This is a genomic window from Frigoribacterium sp. CFBP 8754 (genome assembly GCF_014841815.1).
GTDB lineage: Bacteria > Actinomycetota > Actinomycetes > Actinomycetales > Microbacteriaceae > Frigoribacterium > Frigoribacterium endophyticum.
Window position 1 is genome coordinate 1,068,677 of record NZ_JACYUO010000001.1, and the last position, 15,930, is coordinate 1,084,606.

Annotated in this window: 17 protein-coding genes; all 17 read left to right on the forward strand. The window is 74.5% G+C overall.

Features of this window, described 5'->3' with window-relative positions:
• The first annotated feature begins 78 nt into the window (after positions 1 to 78).
• Positions 79 to 345 (forward strand): DNA-directed RNA polymerase subunit omega, encoded by a 267-nt coding sequence (gene rpoZ, locus IFT72_RS04890; protein ID WP_056054714.1) that lies wholly within the window; start codon positions 79 to 81, stop codon positions 343 to 345.
• A gap of 141 nt (positions 346 to 486) precedes the next feature.
• Positions 487 to 1,716, forward strand: coding sequence for a methionine adenosyltransferase (metK, locus tag IFT72_RS04895; RefSeq protein ID WP_371741200.1), 1,230 nt, complete (start codon positions 487 to 489; stop codon positions 1,714 to 1,716).
• Positions 1,717 to 1,745: 29 nt separating this feature from the next.
• Positions 1,746 to 3,779 carry a primosomal protein N' gene (locus IFT72_RS04900; RefSeq protein WP_371741169.1) on the forward strand — a complete coding sequence of 678 codons (2,034 nt, stop codon included), beginning with the start codon at positions 1,746 to 1,748 and terminating at the stop codon, positions 3,777 to 3,779.
• 128 nt (positions 3,780 to 3,907) lie between these two features.
• Positions 3,908 to 4,924 (forward strand): formyltransferase family protein, encoded by a 1,017-nt coding sequence (locus tag IFT72_RS04905; RefSeq protein ID WP_192045693.1) that lies wholly within the window; start codon positions 3,908 to 3,910, stop codon positions 4,922 to 4,924.
• The gene (locus IFT72_RS04910) at positions 4,921 to 6,282 is read left to right on the forward strand and encodes an RsmB/NOP family class I SAM-dependent RNA methyltransferase (RefSeq protein WP_056054720.1); all 1,362 of its coding nucleotides are present in this window, start codon (positions 4,921 to 4,923) and stop codon (positions 6,280 to 6,282) included. Before IFT72_RS04905 ends, IFT72_RS04910 begins: the two co-directional genes overlap by 4 nt.
• A gap of 50 nt (positions 6,283 to 6,332) precedes the next feature.
• Entirely contained in the window at positions 6,333 to 6,998 is a 666-nt protein-coding gene (gene rpe, locus IFT72_RS04915; RefSeq protein ID WP_192045694.1) for a ribulose-phosphate 3-epimerase, read from the forward strand.
• Complete coding sequence (locus IFT72_RS04920) at positions 6,995 to 7,258, forward strand: phosphoribosyl-ATP diphosphatase (protein WP_056054725.1); 264 nt, start codon at positions 6,995 to 6,997, stop codon at positions 7,256 to 7,258. The genes rpe and IFT72_RS04920 overlap by 4 nt, the downstream gene beginning before the upstream one ends.
• 97 nt (positions 7,259 to 7,355) lie before the next feature.
• Complete coding sequence (gene hisG / locus IFT72_RS04925; RefSeq protein ID WP_056054728.1) at positions 7,356 to 8,195, forward strand: ATP phosphoribosyltransferase; 840 nt, start codon at positions 7,356 to 7,358, stop codon at positions 8,193 to 8,195.
• A 2-nt stretch (positions 8,196 to 8,197) separates the two neighbouring features.
• Positions 8,198 to 8,974 (forward strand): imidazole glycerol phosphate synthase subunit HisF, encoded by a 777-nt coding sequence (hisF, locus tag IFT72_RS04930; protein WP_056054731.1) that lies wholly within the window; start codon positions 8,198 to 8,200, stop codon positions 8,972 to 8,974.
• Positions 8,975 to 8,988: 14 nt separating this feature from the next.
• Positions 8,989 to 9,444, forward strand: a complete 456-nt coding sequence (gene hisI / locus IFT72_RS04935) for a phosphoribosyl-AMP cyclohydrolase (protein ID WP_082514356.1) — start codon at positions 8,989 to 8,991, stop codon at positions 9,442 to 9,444.
• Positions 9,441 to 10,964 carry an anthranilate synthase component I gene (locus IFT72_RS04940; RefSeq protein ID WP_185232645.1) on the forward strand — a complete coding sequence of 508 codons (1,524 nt, stop codon included), beginning with the start codon at positions 9,441 to 9,443 and terminating at the stop codon, positions 10,962 to 10,964. Before hisI ends, IFT72_RS04940 begins: the two co-directional genes overlap by 4 nt.
• Positions 10,964 to 11,623 carry a Trp biosynthesis-associated membrane protein gene (locus IFT72_RS04945; RefSeq protein WP_192045695.1) on the forward strand — a complete coding sequence of 220 codons (660 nt, stop codon included), beginning with the start codon at positions 10,964 to 10,966 and terminating at the stop codon, positions 11,621 to 11,623. The genes IFT72_RS04940 and IFT72_RS04945 overlap by 1 nt, the downstream gene beginning before the upstream one ends.
• A gap of 34 nt (positions 11,624 to 11,657) precedes the next feature.
• The gene (locus tag IFT72_RS04950) at positions 11,658 to 11,915 is read left to right on the forward strand and encodes a DUF6704 family protein (RefSeq protein WP_056054745.1); all 258 of its coding nucleotides are present in this window, start codon (positions 11,658 to 11,660) and stop codon (positions 11,913 to 11,915) included.
• The gene (gene trpC / locus IFT72_RS04955) at positions 11,916 to 12,689 is read left to right on the forward strand and encodes an indole-3-glycerol phosphate synthase TrpC (RefSeq protein ID WP_056054748.1); all 774 of its coding nucleotides are present in this window, start codon (positions 11,916 to 11,918) and stop codon (positions 12,687 to 12,689) included.
• Positions 12,690 to 13,898 carry a tryptophan synthase subunit beta gene (gene trpB, locus IFT72_RS04960; RefSeq protein ID WP_192045696.1) on the forward strand — a complete coding sequence of 403 codons (1,209 nt, stop codon included), beginning with the start codon at positions 12,690 to 12,692 and terminating at the stop codon, positions 13,896 to 13,898.
• Complete coding sequence (gene trpA / locus IFT72_RS04965) at positions 13,895 to 14,713, forward strand: tryptophan synthase subunit alpha (RefSeq protein WP_056054751.1); 819 nt, start codon at positions 13,895 to 13,897, stop codon at positions 14,711 to 14,713. Before trpB ends, trpA begins: the two co-directional genes overlap by 4 nt.
• Before the next feature lie 75 nt (positions 14,714 to 14,788).
• The gene (lgt, locus tag IFT72_RS04970) at positions 14,789 to 15,787 is read left to right on the forward strand and encodes a prolipoprotein diacylglyceryl transferase (protein ID WP_192045697.1); all 999 of its coding nucleotides are present in this window, start codon (positions 14,789 to 14,791) and stop codon (positions 15,785 to 15,787) included.
• Positions 15,788 to 15,930: the final 143 nt, after the last annotated feature.

Genomic DNA, 15,930 nt, shown 5'->3' on the forward strand with positions numbered 1-15,930 from the left:
CCCGGCCCCGGCCGCGGCGGCACCGCCACACGCAGCACCGCCACACGCAGCACTGCGACATGACAAGAGGAGCACCACATGGCCGACAAGAACCAGGGCATCATCGATCCGCCCATCGACGAGCTGCTCTCGAAGGTCGAGTCGAAGTACGCGCTCGTCATCTTCGCGTCCAAGCGCGCCCGCCAGATCAACGACTACTACGCCGACCTGCACGAGGGCAGCCTGTTCGACAACGTCGGACCGCTCGTCGACAGCACCATCGACGACAAGCCCCTCTCGGTCGCCATGCACGAGATCAACGAGGACAAGCTCGAGGTCAAGCCGCTCGCGGCGCCCGCCGAGTAGCGCCCCTCCCGCCGACCGCCGTCATCGACGGTGGTCGGTCGTACCATCAGACGAGGCCCCGCAGGAGTCGATCCCGCGGGGCCTCGCCCCGTCCCCGGGCACCCCCGGGGGCCCGTCCCGACACCCGGAGGACCCGTGACCCTGACCGACCAGACCACCAGCAGCCCGACACCGGCCGCGAGCAGCCTGCGGCTGTTCACGTCCGAGTCGGTCACCGAGGGCCACCCCGACAAGATCTGCGACCAGATCTCCGACGGCATCCTCGACGCCCTGCTGGCGGTCGACCCGGCGAGCCGGGTCGCGGTCGAGACCATGGTCACCACCGGGCTCGTGCACGTGGCCGGCGAGGTGACGACGAAGGGGTACGTCGACATCCCCACGATCGTGCGCGACCTGATCGTCGGCATCGGCTACGACTCGAGCGCCGTCAGCTTCGACGGGCGCACCTGCGGCGTCGAGGTCTCGATCGGCGCGCAGTCGCCCGACATCGCCCAGGGCGTCGACACCGCCCTCGAGGCGCGGGCCGGCACCTCCGACGACGTCCTCGACCGTCAGGGCGCCGGCGACCAGGGCATCATGTTCGGCTACGCGACGAACGAGACGCCCCAGTACATGCCGCTGCCCGTCTGGCTCGCCCACCGTCTCGCCGAGCGCCTCGCGCACGTCCGCAAGTCGGGCGAGCTCGACTACCTGCGCCCCGACGGCAAGACCCAGGTGACGGTCGGCTACGACGGCGTCGTGCCGAAGACGGTCGACACCGTGGTGGTCTCGACGCAGCACTCCCCGCGCGTGTCGATGGAGCAGCTCGAGGCCGACGTCATCGCGCACGTCGTGCGGCCCGTCCTCGACGAGGCGGGCCTCGACTCCCGCGAGACGCGGTTCATCATCAACCCCACGGGCCGCTTCGAGATCGGCGGCCCCCAGGGCGACGCCGGCCTCACGGGCCGCAAGATCATCGTCGACACCTATGGCGGCGCCAGCCGGCACGGCGGCGGCGCGTTCTCCGGCAAGGACCCGTCGAAGGTCGACCGCAGCGCGGCCTACGCCATGCGGTGGGTGGCGAAGAACGCCGTGGCCGCCGGCCTCGCCGACCGCATCGAGCTCCAGGTCGCCTACGCCATCGGCCGCGCCGCACCGGTCGGGCTCTACGTCGAGACCTTCGGCACGGGCCACGTCCCCGACGAGACCATCATCGAGGCCGTCACGGCGGTCTTCGACCTCCGCCCCGCGGCGATCATCCGCGACCTCGACCTGCTCCGCCCGATCTACGCCGCGACGTCGACCTACGGCCACTTCGGCCGCGAGCTGCCCGAGTTCACGTGGGAGGCCCTCGACCGGGTCGAAGCCCTGCGGGCCGCCGCCGGGCTCTGACGGGTCCGACGGGCGTGGCGACGGCAGCGGTGTCCCCGCCAGCGGAGGAGCCCGCGTCGGGCCGGTCCGTCGACGGCGCCGCGCCCCGGGCGGTGGCGCGCGTCCTGGTCGAGTCGCCCCTGCCGCAGCTCGACCGGCTCTTCGACTACGCCGTGCCCGCACACCTCCGAGCCGACATCGCGCCGGGCGTGCGCGTCCGGGTGCCGCTCCGCTCGGCGGGGCGCATCGCCGACGCGTTCGTCGTCGAGCTCGACACGACGAGCGACCACCGGGGCGAGCTCAGCGACCTGGAGGACGTCGTGTCGACGGTCCCCGTGCTCGCCCCGGAGGTCTACCGCCTCGCCCGGGCCGTGGCCGACCGCGCCGGCGGCTCCGCGAGCGACGTGCTGAGGCTCGCGGTCCCGCCCCGGCAGGTGCGGGTCGAGAAGGCCCACCTCGCCGCCCTCGAGGAGGCCGCGGGCGTCGAGCCGGTCGCCGACGAGGCCGTCGAGGCGCACGCCGTGACGGGGTACTCCGCCGACGCCCTGGCGGGCCTCGTGCCGGCCAGGGGCCGCGCCGCCGTCGACGCCGTGCCGCTGCTCGCCGAGCTCCCCGACGGCACGTGGGTCGGCCGCTGGGCGGTCACGGCCGCCGAGCTGGCGACGGTGGCCCTCGCCGCCGGCGACGACGCGATCGTCGCCGTGCCCGACCACCGCGACGAAGACCAGGTGCTGCGCGCGCTGGCGGCCGTGCTCCCGCCCGACCGGGTCGTCCGGCTCGACTCTCGCCAGTCGAACGCCGATCGCTACCGGGCCGTCCTGCGGGCCCGGGGCGCGACTCCTCTCGTCCTGGTCGGCAACCGGTCGGTGCTCCTGGCGCCGTCCGAGCGCCTCGGGCTCATCGTGGTCTTCGACGACGGCGACCCGCTCTTCTCCGAGCCGCTCAGCCCCTACGTGCACGCCCGCGACACGGCGCTGCTGCGGCAGGCCCAGCAGGGCACCGCGCTGGTCTTCCTCGGGCACACGCGCAGCACCGACGTGCAGCGCCTCGTCGAGATCGGCTTCCTCGCCGAGGTGCGCCCTGACCCGCGCTACCAGCCGCACGTCGTCCCGACCTCGCAGCAGGCGGCCCGCGACGGCTTCGCCGCGCAGGCCCGGATCCCCTCCACGGCCTGGACGGAGGCACGGGCCGCGGTCGAGCACGGGCCCGTGCTGATCCAGGTCGCCCACCCGGGGTACTCGCCACGACTCGCCTGCACGGAGTGCGGCGACACCGCCCGGTGCCTGCGCTGCAACGGGCCCCTCGTGCAGCGGTCGCAGGGCGCCCAGCCGGCCTGCTCGTGGTGCGGCGCCCTGGCCGTCGGCTGGCGCTGCCAGACCTGCGAGGGCACCGTGATGAAGAGCGTGGGCACGGGCGCCTCGCGGACGGCCGACGAGCTGGGCAAGGCCTTCCCCGGCGTCCGCGTCATCGTCTCCGACGGCTCCCGCGAGATCGTCCGGGTCGACGACGAGCCGGCCATCGTCGTGGCCACCCGCGGGGCGGAGCCGATCGCCCCGGGCGGCTACCGCGCCGTCCTCCTCCTCGACGGCGAGCGGATGCTCGCGCGGGAGAGCCTGCGCGTCGCGGAGGACTGCCTCCGCTGGTGGGCCAACGCGACGGCCCTCGCCGCCCGCCGCGCGCCCGTGGTGCTCGTCGGCGTCGGGGGGGCGCTGGCCTCGGCGCTCGCCACGTGGCAGCTCGCCCGCTACGTGTCGGGCGAGCTCGCCGACCGGCGCGAGCTGCGGTTCCCTCCCGCCGTCCGCGTGGCCACGGTCACCGGCACCGTCGACACCGTCGCCCAGGCCCTCGAGGCGCTCCCGCCCGAGGTCGGCCGGGAGGTCCTCGGCCCGGTCGAGGTGCCCGACGCCGGCGTCCGGGCCATCGTCCGGTTCGACTTCGCCCGGGGCGCCGAGGTGGCCCAGGTGCTGCGCTCCCAGGTCATCCGCGCCGCGACCGGTCGACGCAAGGCGGTCGCGGGCCGTCGCGGCCGACCGCTCCCTACACTCAGGGTGCGCTTCGACGACGTCGAGCCGTTCACCGACTGACCCGGCCGCCGGCTGACCGGGCCGCCGTCCGGGTCGGCCCCGCGCCTCCCCGGTGCCCCGTCCGTCAGCAGCCCGTCACCTTCCGCCCACCGCCCACCGCCCACCACCACCGACCCCCAGGACCCCTCGTGCGCCTCGTCTTCGCCGGCAGCCCCGCTGCCGCAGTCCCGTCCCTCACCGCCCTCGCGGCGAGCGAGCACGACGTCGTCGCCGTGCTCACCCGCGACGACACGCCCCAGGGGCGACGTCGCGTGCTGACCGCCACCCCGGTCGCCGTCGAGGCGGAGCGGCTCGGCCTGCCGGTGCTCAAGGCGCGCCGGGTCACCGACGAGGTGACGGCCGCGATCACCGCGCTCGACGCCGACCTCGGCGTCATCGTCGCCTTCGGGGCCCTGCTCCGGGAGCCCCTGCTCTCCGCCCCGCGTCTCGGCTGGGTCAACCTGCACTTCTCGCTGCTGCCCCGCTGGCGCGGAGCCGCCCCGGTGCAGCGCGCCCTCATGGCCGGCGATCCCGTCACGGGAGCCGCCGTCTTCCAGCTCGTGCCCGAGCTCGACGCCGGCGAGGTCTTCGGCACGATCGAGCGCCCCCTCAGCGGCGACGAGACCGCGGGCGAGCTCCTCGCCGAGCTGGCCTCCAGCGGTGCCGACCTGCTCACCGGCGTCGTCGACGCCCTCGCCGCCGGGAACGCCGTCGGCACGCCGCAGGTCGGCGAGGTCACGACCGCCCCCAAGCTCACGCTCGACGACGGCGCGCTCGACCTCGCGGCGCCCGCGCCCGCGGTGCTCGACCGGTGGCGCGGCACCACGCCCGAGCCGGGGGCCCACCTGCCCCTCGGCGAGGGCCGCCTCAAGGTGTTGGAGGCGCGGGTCGACGACACGGACGCGCCCGCCCCCGCGCCGGGCCGGCTCGAGCTCCGTGGTCGACGTCTCGTCGTCGGCACCGCGAGCTCGCCGCTGGAGCTCGTCCGCGTGCAGCCTCCCGGGAAGAAGCCGATGCCGGGCGCCGACTGGTGGCGCGGCCTGGCCTCCGACCCGGGGCCCCTGCTCCGCGCCGCGGCCCCCTCCGCCTCCGCGTCCGCCTCCGCCGCTGCCCCTTCCGCGTCCGCCCCCGCCGATGCCTCGACCCCCACAGGAGGACCCGCGTGAGCCGCGTCCAGCCCGCCCGCCAGATCGCCCTCGACGTGCTGCGGGCGGTGGAGGAGGACGACGCCTACGCGAACCTCCTCCTGCCGCAGCGGATCGCCCGGGCCCGGCTGCAGCCCGCCGACGCCGGCCTCGCGACCGAGCTCACGTACGGCACGCTCCGGCTCCGGGGGTACTACGACCGCGTGATCGCGCTGGCCGCCCGGCGGCCCGCCGACGCCGTCGACCCCGCGCTCCTCGACGTGCTCCGCCTCGGGGTGCACCAGCTGCTCTCGACCCGGGTCGCGGTGCACGCCGCCGTCGACGAGTCCGTCGAGCTGGCGCGACAGGTCGGCAGCCGGTCGGGCACCGGGTTCGTCAACGGGGTCCTCCGGGCGGTCTCGCGCAGCACGCCCGAGGAGTGGCGGCAGCGGGTGCTCGACGCCGCCACCAGCGACGACGACCGCCTGTCGGCGGAGTGGTCGCACCCGACCTGGGTGATCCGGGCCTTCCGGCGGGCCCTCGCCGCGGAGGGCCGCGTCGACGAGCTCGCCGACCTGCTCGCGGCCGACAACGACGCCCCCCGGGTCAGCCTGGTCGCCCTGCCCGGCCTCGCCGAGGTCGACGAGCTCGGCCCGCCGAGCGGGAAGCTGTCGCCGCTGGCGGCCACGAGCGCCGGGGGAGACCCCTCGCAGCACCCGGCCGTCCGCGCCGGGCGCGCCCGCGTGCAGGACGAGGGCTCCCAGATGGCCGCGCTCCTCCTGAGCCGGCACCACCCGGCCGCGCCGGGCGAGCGCTGGCTCGACCTCTGCGCCGGCCCCGGGGGGAAGGCGGCCCTGCTGGGGGCCGAGGCCGCCCGCGCCGGAGCGACGCTCGTCGCCAACGAACTCGTGCCCGCGCGCGTCGGGCTCGTGCGGCAGGCCCTCGAGGTCGTGCCCGGGGGCGTCGAGGTGCGGGAGGGCGACGCGAGGCGCTTCGGCACGGAGGAGCCCGGCTCGTACGACCGCATCCTGCTCGACGCGCCCTGCACCGGGCTCGGCGCCCTGCGGCGGCGGCCGGAGGCGCGCTGGCGGAAGCAGCCGAGCGACGTGGGCGACCTCACCTCCCTCCAGGCCGAGCTCTTCGCGAGCGCGCTCGACGCCCTGGCCCCCGGCGGGCTCCTGGCGTACGTGACGTGCTCGCCGCACCTCGCCGAGACCCGGGCGATCGTCGAGACGGGCACGGCCCGCCGCGACGACGTCGAGGTCCTCGACGCCACCGCGACGCTCGCCGAGGTGGCCGGCCGGCCCGTCGACCTCGCCAGCGCGCCGTACGTGCAGCTCTGGCCGCACCGCCACGGCACCGACGCGATGTTCACGGCCCTGGTCCGCAAGCTCGGCTGAGGGGCGGCGGGGTCGGGGCCCTGCCGGGAGCGGGCCGGTAGGCTCCTCCCGTGCCCGTTCGCATCAGCCCCAGCATCCTCTCGGCCGACTTCGCCAACCTCGAGCGCGACCTCGGCCGCATCGCGACCGCCGACCTCGTCCACGTCGACGTCATGGACGGCCACTTCGTGCCGAACCTCACGATCGGGCTGCCCGTCGTCGAGCGGCTGCGGCAGGTCAGCCCCGTGCCGCTCGACGTCCACCTCATGATCGACGACGCCGACCGCTGGGCGCCCCGGTACGCCGAGCTCGGCGCCTTCTCCGTCACGTTCTCCGCGGAGGCCGCGGCCGACCCCGTGGCGACCGCCCGGGCGATCCGCAGCTCGGGCGCGCGTGCGAGCATCGCCGTGAAGCCCGGCACGCCGGTCGAGCCGTACCTCGAGACCCTCGACGAGTTCGACATGATCCTGGTGATGACCGTCGAGCCCGGCTTCGGCGGCCAGTCCTTCCAGGCCGACACGATGCCCAAGCTGGCCCGCGCCCGGGAGGCCGTGCGCGCCTCCGGCCTCGACGTCTGGCTCGAGGTCGACGGCGGCATCGACACCGAGACGATCGTGACGGCCGTCGCGGCCGGGGCCGACACCGTCGTCGCCGGCTCGGCCGTCTACGGGGGCGACCCCGCCGAGCGCATCGCGGCACTGCGGGCCGCCGCCGCGACGGTAGCCTTGTCGTCGTGAAGTCCTTCGACCAACTGTTCGCCGAGCTCAGCGACAAGGCCCGTGACCGGCCCGCGGGCTCCGGCACCGTCGCCGAGCTCGACGCCGGCGTCCACCAGATCGGCAAGAAGATCGTCGAGGAGGCCGCCGAGGTGTGGATGGCCGCCGAGTACGAGGGCGACGTCGCCACTGCGGAAGAGATCTCCCAGCTGATCTACCACGTGCAGGTGCTGATGATCGCCAAGGGCCTGACGCCCGACGACGTGTGGCGACATCTCTGAGCTCGTCCCCACCACCCGAGTCGCGCCGCCGGGCACGCCCCCGGCCGACCAGCAGCTCGCCGCCGACCCGCGGCGTCAGATCGGAAAGACCCAGACCATGCTCCGCGTAGCAGTGCCCAACAAGGGCTCCCTCAGCGAGACCGCCTCCGCCATGCTCAGCGAGGCCGGCTACACCGGCCGTCGTGACACCCGCACCCTCCACGTGGAGGACCCGCGCAACGGCGTCGAGTTCTTCTACCTGCGCCCCCGCGACATCGCGACCTACGTCGGCTCCGGCGCCCTCGACGTCGGCGTCACGGGCCGTGACCTGCTGCTCGACAGCCACTCGCCGGCGCACGAGGTCGCCGCGCTCGACTTCGGCGGCTCCACCTTCCGCTTCGCGGGCCCTCCCGGCCGCTTCGGCGACGTCCGCGACCTCGAGGGCACCCGCGTCGCCACGAGCTACGCCGGTCTCGTCGGGAGCTTCCTCGAGCAGCACGGCGTCTCCGCGACGCTCGTGAGCCTCGACGGCGCGGTGGAGAGCGCCGTGCAGCTCGGCGTGGCCGACGCGGTCGCCGACGTGGTCTCGACCGGGGGCACCCTCCGCGCCGCCGGGCTCGAGATCTTCGGCCCGGTCATCCTCGAGTCGACGGCGGTGCTGATCGCCAGCGACCCGGCCGTCGAGGGCCTGAGCGTGCTGCACCGCCGCCTCCAGGGCGTGCTCGTCGCCCGCCAGTACGTCCTGATGGACTACGACGTGCCGCTCACGCAGCTCGAGGCGGCGACCGCGGTCGCGCCGGGCATGGAGTCCCCGACGGTCTCCCCGCTGCACGACCGCGACTGGGCGGCCGTCCGGGTGATGGTGCCGCGCGGCGACACCAACCAGGTCATGGACGCCCTCTACGACCTGGGCGCCCGGGCCATCCTGGTCAGCCCGATCCACGCCGCGAGGCTCTGACCGTGACGGCCTCCGATCCGTCGCTCGCCGTCCGGGTCATCCCGTGCCTCGACGTGGCCGCGGGCCGTGTCGTCAAGGGCGTCAACTTCCTCGACCTGCGCGACGCGGGCGACCCCGTCGAGCTGGCGCGCACCTACTACGAGCAGGGCGCCGACGAGATCACCTTCCTCGACGTGACCGCCACGGTCGACGAGCGCTCGACGACCTACGACGTCGTGCGCGCCACCGCCGAGCAGGTCTTCATCCCGCTGACGGTGGGCGGGGGAGTCCGCTCCGCCGACGACGTCGCCCGGCTGCAGGCCGCCGGCGCCGACAAGATCGGCGTCAACAGCGCCGCGATCGCGCGCCCGGACCTCGTGGGCGAGATCGCCGACCGCTTCGGCGCCCAGGCGGTCGTCCTCTCCCTCGACGTCAAGCGCTCGTCACGGACGGCGTCCGGCTTCGTCGTGACGACGCACGGCGGGCGGACCGAGACCGACCTCGACGCCGTCGCCTGGGCGCGAGAAGCGGTCGAGCGGGGCGCGGGCGAGCTGCTCGTCAACTCGATCGACGCCGACGGCACGAAGCAGGGCTTCGACCTCGAGCTCATCCGCCTCATGCGCGAGAACAGCCGGGTGCCCGTCGTGGCGTCCGGAGGCGCGGGTGCGGTCGAGCACTTCGCCCCGGCCATCGCGGCCGGTGCGGACGCCGTCCTCGCCGCCTCCGTCTTCCACGCCCGCGAGCTGACCGTCGGCGACGTCAAGCGCGAGCTGGCGGCGTCCGGCGCCGTCGTCCGATGACCCCGGGAGCCCCCATGACCGACCAGCCCACGCCTCCCGCGGACGGCGACGACGACCGCGCCGGCACGACGCTCACCCGAGAGACCGTCGAGCCCGTGGTCGCCCGCGCGCGCTTCGACGACGCCGGCCTGCTGCCCGCGATCATCCAGGACGCCGTGTCGCGCGACGTCCTCATGATGGGCTGGATGGACGCGGAGGCGCTCCGCAGGACCCTGACGGAGGGGAGGGTGACCTTCTGGTCGCGCTCCCGACAGGAGTACTGGCGGAAGGGCGACACCTCGGGCCACGCCCAGTTCGTCCGTGCCGCCGCTCTCGACTGCGACGACGACGCCCTGCTCGTCACCGTCGAGCAGGTCGGGGCGGCCTGCCACACGGGCGCCCGGTCGTGCTTCGACGTCGACCCGCTCGACCCCGTCACCGCCTCCGCCCCGGCCGCCGCGACCGGGCCGTTCGACGGAGCCGCCGCGTGAGCGGGCGCACCTCGACCACCCGGCCGGCGTTCGACGCCTTGCTGCCCGACCACCGGGTGGTGCCGGTCGTCCGTGACCTCTTCGGCGACGGCGAGACCCCGGTCGGCATCTACCGCAAGCTCGCCGCGGGCCGCCCCGGCACCTTCCTCCTCGAGTCCGCCGGGCAGGGCGGCATCTGGTCGCGCTGGTCGTTCGTCGGGGTCTCCTCGTTCGGCGTCCTCACGACCGAGGCCGGGCGCCCGCGGTGGCTCGACCACGGCCTCTCGGAGGAGCGAGCCCTGGGCGGCGCTACCGGGGCGCCCCTCGAGGTGCTGAGCGCGCTCCACGACCGGTGGGCGACCCCGCGCATCGACGGGCTGCCGCCGCTGACCGGCGGGCTCGTCGGCTTCGTCGGCTGGGAGGCCGTCCGTGAGCTCGAGCACCTGCCCGACGCTCCGCCCGCGGAGTTCGAGGTGCCCTCTCAGGCCCTGAGCTTCGTCTCGGAGCTCGTGGCGCTCGACCACCGCACCGGGGCCGTGCTCCTCATCGCCACCGTCCTGGCCGACGGCACCGACGACGCCGACACGCTCTGGGCCGACGCCCAGGCGCGGCTGGACCGCCTGCAGGCGGAGCTCGCGGTGCCCACCGAGGCGCACCTCTCCGACGTCGACCTCACCGTCGAGCCGACGCCGGTCCGCCGCTCGACCGACGAGGAGTACGCGGCCGCGATCGAGCGGTCCAAGCAGTTCATCCGCGACGGCGACGTCTTCCAGGTCGTGGTGTCGCAGCGCTTCGACCACGAGCTGACCGCCGAGCCGCTCGACGTGTACCGGGTGCTGCGCACGCTGAACCCGAGCCCGTACATGTACCTGGTCAGCCTCGCCGACGCGGCGGGGGAGCCCTACTGGATCGTCGGCTCGTCGCCCGAGGCCCTGGTCAAGGTGGAGGGCCGCCGCGTGTTCACGCACCCCATCGCGGGCTCCGCGCCCCGCGGCGACACGCCCGAGGCCGACCTCGCCTTCGCCGACCGCCTCGAGCACGACGAGAAGGAGCGCGCCGAGCACCTCATGCTCGTCGACCTCGCCCGCAACGACCTGCTCAAGGTCTGCACGCCGGGCACCGTCGAGGTCACCGAGTTCATGCAGGTGGAGAGGTTCAGCCACATCATGCACCTCGTGTCGAGCGTGGAGGGCGACCTGGCCCCCGGCCACGACGCCATCGACGCGTTCCGGGCGACCTTCCCGGCCGGCACGCTCTCGGGGGCGCCCAAGCCCCGTGCCCTCGAGATCATCGACGAGCTGGAGCCCGCCCAGCGCGGCGTCTACGGCGGCGTCGTCGGCTACTTCGACTTCGCCGGCTCGGCCGACGTCGCGATCGCCATCCGCACGGTCCTCATCCAGGGCGGCGTCGCCCGGGTCCAGGCCGGGGCGGGGCTGGTGGCCGACAGCGACCCGGTCGCCGAGAACCAGGAGGCGCGCAACAAGGCCGCGGCGCCCCTCCGGGCGGTCGCCGTGGCCAACGCCATGACGAGGCTCCGCTGATGCGGGGCGGGCGCCTGAAGCTCGTCTCGATCCTCGCCGGAGTGCTGTTCGCGGGCCTGGCGCTGCTCGCCTGGACCCAGCCGTGGTTCGACCTGGTGGTCCAGTCGCCGCAGGGCGGGGAGCTCCGGCTCACCGCGGCGGGCGACGTCGCCGCCGCTCCGCTCTCGGCCCTCGCGCTGGCCGTGCTCGCCTCGGCCGGGGCCCTGACGATCGCCGGTCGTGTCTTCCGCGTGGTCCTCGGCGCCCTGCAGGTGCTCCTCGGGGTGAGCATCGCGACCACCGCCTCCGTCGCCCTCGGCGATCCCGTCCGCGCCGCCGGCAGCGCCGTGACCGACGCCACGGGCGTCGACGGCGACGAGTCGCTGCACCAGCTCGTCTCGAACGCGGTGGCGACGCCGTGGCCGGCGGTGGCGCTGGTCGCGGGGGTCCTCGTCGCCGTGCTGGGCGCCTCCGTCGTCCTGCTCTCCGGGGCCTGGCCCCGGGCCGGGCGCAAGTACAGCGCCACTCGGCTCGTCGCCGCCGACCCCGCTGACGACCCGGCCGCCGCCTGGGACTCGCTGTCCGGGGGCGACGACCCCACGGGCGGGAGCGCCGACGAGGGCGTGGACGGCGACGACGACCCCCTGCGGCGTCCTGACCTCCCGGGGCACGACCGGTAGAGTGGGCCCGTCCCGTCTTGATCCAAGGAGCACCGTGAGCACGCAGACGAAGAACGACAGCACCGAGACCGCCGACGACCTCGGCCACGGCAACTCGCCCGCGGCCTGGACGGCCGTCGTGATCATGCTCGTCGCGTTCTCCATCGGCACCGTGGCCTTCTTCTTCGCCGTCGAGTGGGTCGTCTGGGCCGCCGCCGGCCTCGTCGTCGTCGGCCTGGTCGTCGGCCTCGTGCTCAAGCGCGCCGGCTACGGCGTGGGCGGTCACCGCTACGTGCCGAAGGCGCACAACTAGGTGCTCGACGACCTCTTCGCGGGCGCCCTGGCCGACGCCCAGGCCCGCCGCGCCACGCTGCCCCTCGAGCGGGTCGAGGCCGCTGCCCTCGCCCGCCCGCCCGCCCTCGACGCCCGGGCCGCACTGGCCCCGGCCGAGCGCGTCAAGGTGATCGCCGAGGTCAAGCGCGCCAGCCCGTCGCGCGGCGACCTGTCGGCCATCGCCGACCCCGCCTCCCTCGCCGCCGCCTACGCCCGCGGGGGCGCCAGCGCCATCAGCGTCCTCACCGAGGGGCGACGCTTCAAGGGCACGCTCGCCGACCTGGAGGCCGTCCGGGCCGCCGTCGACGTCCCCGTCCTCCGCAAGGACTTCATCGCCGAGCCCTACCAGGTGCTCGAGGCCCGAGCGGCGGGCGCCGACATCGTCCTGCTCATCGTGGCCGGCCTCGAGCAGGCCCGGCTCGTCGAGCTGCACGACCTCGTCCGCCAGCTCGGCATGACGGCCCTGATCGAGACCCACTCGGCCGACGAGGTCGCCCGCGGCCTCGACGCCGGGGCCGAGGTCCTGGGCGTCAACGCCCGCGACCTGGCCACGTTCGAGCTCGACCGCGACCTCTTCGGCCGCCTGTCCGGGCTCGTCCCCGACGGCGTCACCCGCGTCGCCGAGAGCGCCGTGGCGTCCCCGGCCGACGTGGCCCACTACCGCCGGTCCGGTGCCGACGTCGTGCTCGTGGGCGAGGCCCTCGTCACGCACGGCGACCCCGCGGCCGCACTCACCAGCTTCCTGGAGGTCTAGATGGCACTGCGCGACGAGACGGGGCCCTACTTCGGCTCCTTCGGGGGCCGCTTCGTCCCCGAGTCCCTGGTGGCGGCGCTCGACGAGCTCGACGCCGCCTACAAGGCGGCGGCGGTCGACCCCGAGTTCCAGGCGGAGCTCCGGGCCCTGCACGCCACCTACACCGGCCGCCCCTCGATCATCACCGAGGTGCCCCGGTTCGCCGAGCACGCGGGCGGCGCCCGCGTCATCCTCAAGCGCGAAGACCTGAACCACACGGGCTCGCACAAGATCAACAACGTGCTCGGCCAGGCCCTCCTGGCCCGCAAGCTGGGCAAGACCCGGCTGATCGCCGAGACCGGGGCCGGCCAGCACGGCGTCGCCACGGCGACGGCCGCGGCCCTCTTCGGCATGTCGTGCGTCGTCTACATGGGCCAGGTCGACACCGAGCGCCAGGCCCTGAACGTCGCCCGCATGCGCCTGCTCGGCGCCGAGGTGGTCTCGGTCGCCACGGGCTCGCGCACCCTGAAGGACGCCATCAACGACGCGATGCGCGACTGGGTCGCCAGCGTCGACACGACGCACTACGTCCTCGGCACGGTCGCGGGTCCGCACCCCTTCCCGGCGATGGTGCGCGACTTCCACAAGATCATCGGCGAGGAGGCGCGCGAGCAGGTGCTCGCCCTCACCGGCGCCCTGCCCGACGCCGTCACGGCGTGCGTCGGCGGGGGCTCGAACGCCATGGGCATCTTCCACGCGTTCCTCGACGACCCGTCGGTCGAGCTCTGGGGCTACGAGGCCGGCGGCGACGGCGTCGAGACCGGCCGCCACGCCGCCTCGATCACGCTGGGCCGGATCGGCAACCTCCAGGGCACGAAGTCGTACCTCATGCAGGACGAAGACGGCCAGACACTCGAGAGCCACTCCATCTCCGCGGGGCTCGACTACCCGAGCGTCGGGCCCGAGCACGCCTGGCTCGCCGAGAGCGGCCGGGCGCACTACGAGCCCGTGACCGACGCCGAGGCCATGGCCGCCTTCAAGCTGCTCACGCAGACCGAGGGCATCCTCCCCGCCATCGAGACGGCCCACGCCCTGGCCGGCACGATCAAGCTCGGCCAGCGCCACCCTGACTGGACGATCCTGGTGTCGATGAGCGGCCGCGGCGACAAGGACGTCGCGACCGCCAGCCGGTACTTCGGGGTCCTCGACGAGGAGGCGCAGCAGCTGTGAGCGACGTCGCCTCCGCCCCCGAGACGGCCAGCAAGGTCTCCGCCGCCATCCGTGCCCGTCGCGACGCCGGCACCGGCGCCGTCATCGGCTACCTCCCGGTCGGCTTCCCCGACCTGCAGACCAGCATCGACGCCGCCGTCGTCCTCGCCGAGAACGGCGTCGACGTCATCGAGCTGGGTCTCCCGTACTCCGACCCCGTCATGGACGGCCCGGTGATCCAGGCGGCGACGCAGCGTGCCCTCGCCGAGGGCTTCCGCGTGCGCGACGTCTTCACCGCGGTGCGCGAGATCACCGCCCGCACCGCGGCTCCGGTCGTGGTCATGACGTACTGGAACCCCGTCGAGCAGTACGGCGTCCAGCGCTTCGCCGACGACCTCGCCGCCGCCGGCGGGGCCGGACTCATCACGCCCGACCTCATCCCCGACGAGGCGGGCGCCTGGCTCGAGGCCTCCGAGGCCGCGGGGCTCGACCGGGTGTTCCTGGCGGCTCCGTCGTCGAGCGACGCGCGCCTCCGGCAGTCCGTCGAGCGCAGCCGTGGGTTCGTCTACACGGTCTCGACCATGGGCATCACGGGTGCCCGCACCGACGTCGACTCGGCGGCGCACACCCTGGTCGACCGACTGCGGGCCGCCGGGGTCGAGAACGCCTGCGTGGGGCTCGGCATCTCCACGGCGCAGCAGGTGCGTGAGGTCCTCGAGTACGCCGACGGGGCCATCATCGGCTCGGCGTTCGTCCGGGCCCTCGCCGAGGGCGGCCTCGACCGCCTCGCGACCGTCGCCGCCGACCTCTCCTCCGGCGCCGCCGTCCGTCCCTGACGGACGGCCGCGCTAGAGTCGTTCCGCGTCGGCCTGCCGACGTCCTGTCGTTCCCCCTGAAAGGCGCCCCCGCCCGTGTTCGTCCCCCTGAGCATCCCGAGCCCGTCCGCCGACTGGCAGTACTTCGACTTCACGAACTGGATCAACTCGACCTTCGGCGCCTCCGTGCCCGGGTCGCTGCGCATCCACGCCTACGCCATCTGCATCCTCGTGGGCATCGTCGTCGCGGGCCTCATCACGAACCAGCGCCTGCGCGCCCGCGGGGCCGAGAACGGCGTCGTCATCGACGTCATGCTGTTCTGCGTGCCCCTCGGCATCGTCGGGGGCCGCTTCTTCCACGTCGTCACCCACCCCGCCGACTACTTCGCGGGTCAGCCGCTGTGGCACGTGGTCGCGGTGTGGGAGGGCGGGCTCGCCATCTACGGAGCGCTCCTCTTCGGGGCCGTCGGGGTCTGGCTGGGCTGCCGGGCGACGGGTCTGCGGTTCTCGGTCTTCGCCGACTCGCTGGCGCCGGGCCTCCTCGTCGCCCAGGCCTTCGGGCGGCTCGGCAACTGGTTCAACCACGAGCTGTTCGGCACGCCGACCGACCTTCCCTGGGGCCTCGAGATCGAGCAGAGCAACGCCGCGTGGCCCACCGGGCTGCCCGAGGGCACGCTGTTCCACCCCACGTTCCTCTACGAGATCATCTGGATGCTCGCCGGCGTCGCCGTCCTGCTGCTGATAGAGCGTCGCACGCCGCTGCAGTGGGGCCGCGGGCTCGCCTTCTACCTGGTCTGGTACGGCATCGGCCGATCCGTCTTCGAGTCCATCCGCACCGATCCGAGCCTCCTGTTCCTGGGCATCCGCACCAACGTGTGGATGTCGTTCGCGGCGATCGTCCTCGGCGTCGTCATCTGGGTGGTCGCCTCACGCCGTCACACCGGCCGGGTGCCCGGCGCGTACCTCCCCGGGCGGTCGCCGGCCGAGCGTCAGTCTGAGGTAGACTCCTCCGACACGTACACGGAGGACGACGAACCCGAGCTGGTCTCCGCGGGGTCCTCGGCCGACAAGACCGAGACCACGCCACGTTCCTGAGCTCCACGGGGCCGGTGCCGCCACAGGCACCTCCCGCTGACTGCTCACGAGCATCCTCCGCGTCGCACACCGCCTCACGACCGCCACAAGCGGTCCCGGGAAGCCTCTGCTGCGCCGCACGCCAGACGACCACACCTCGTCCG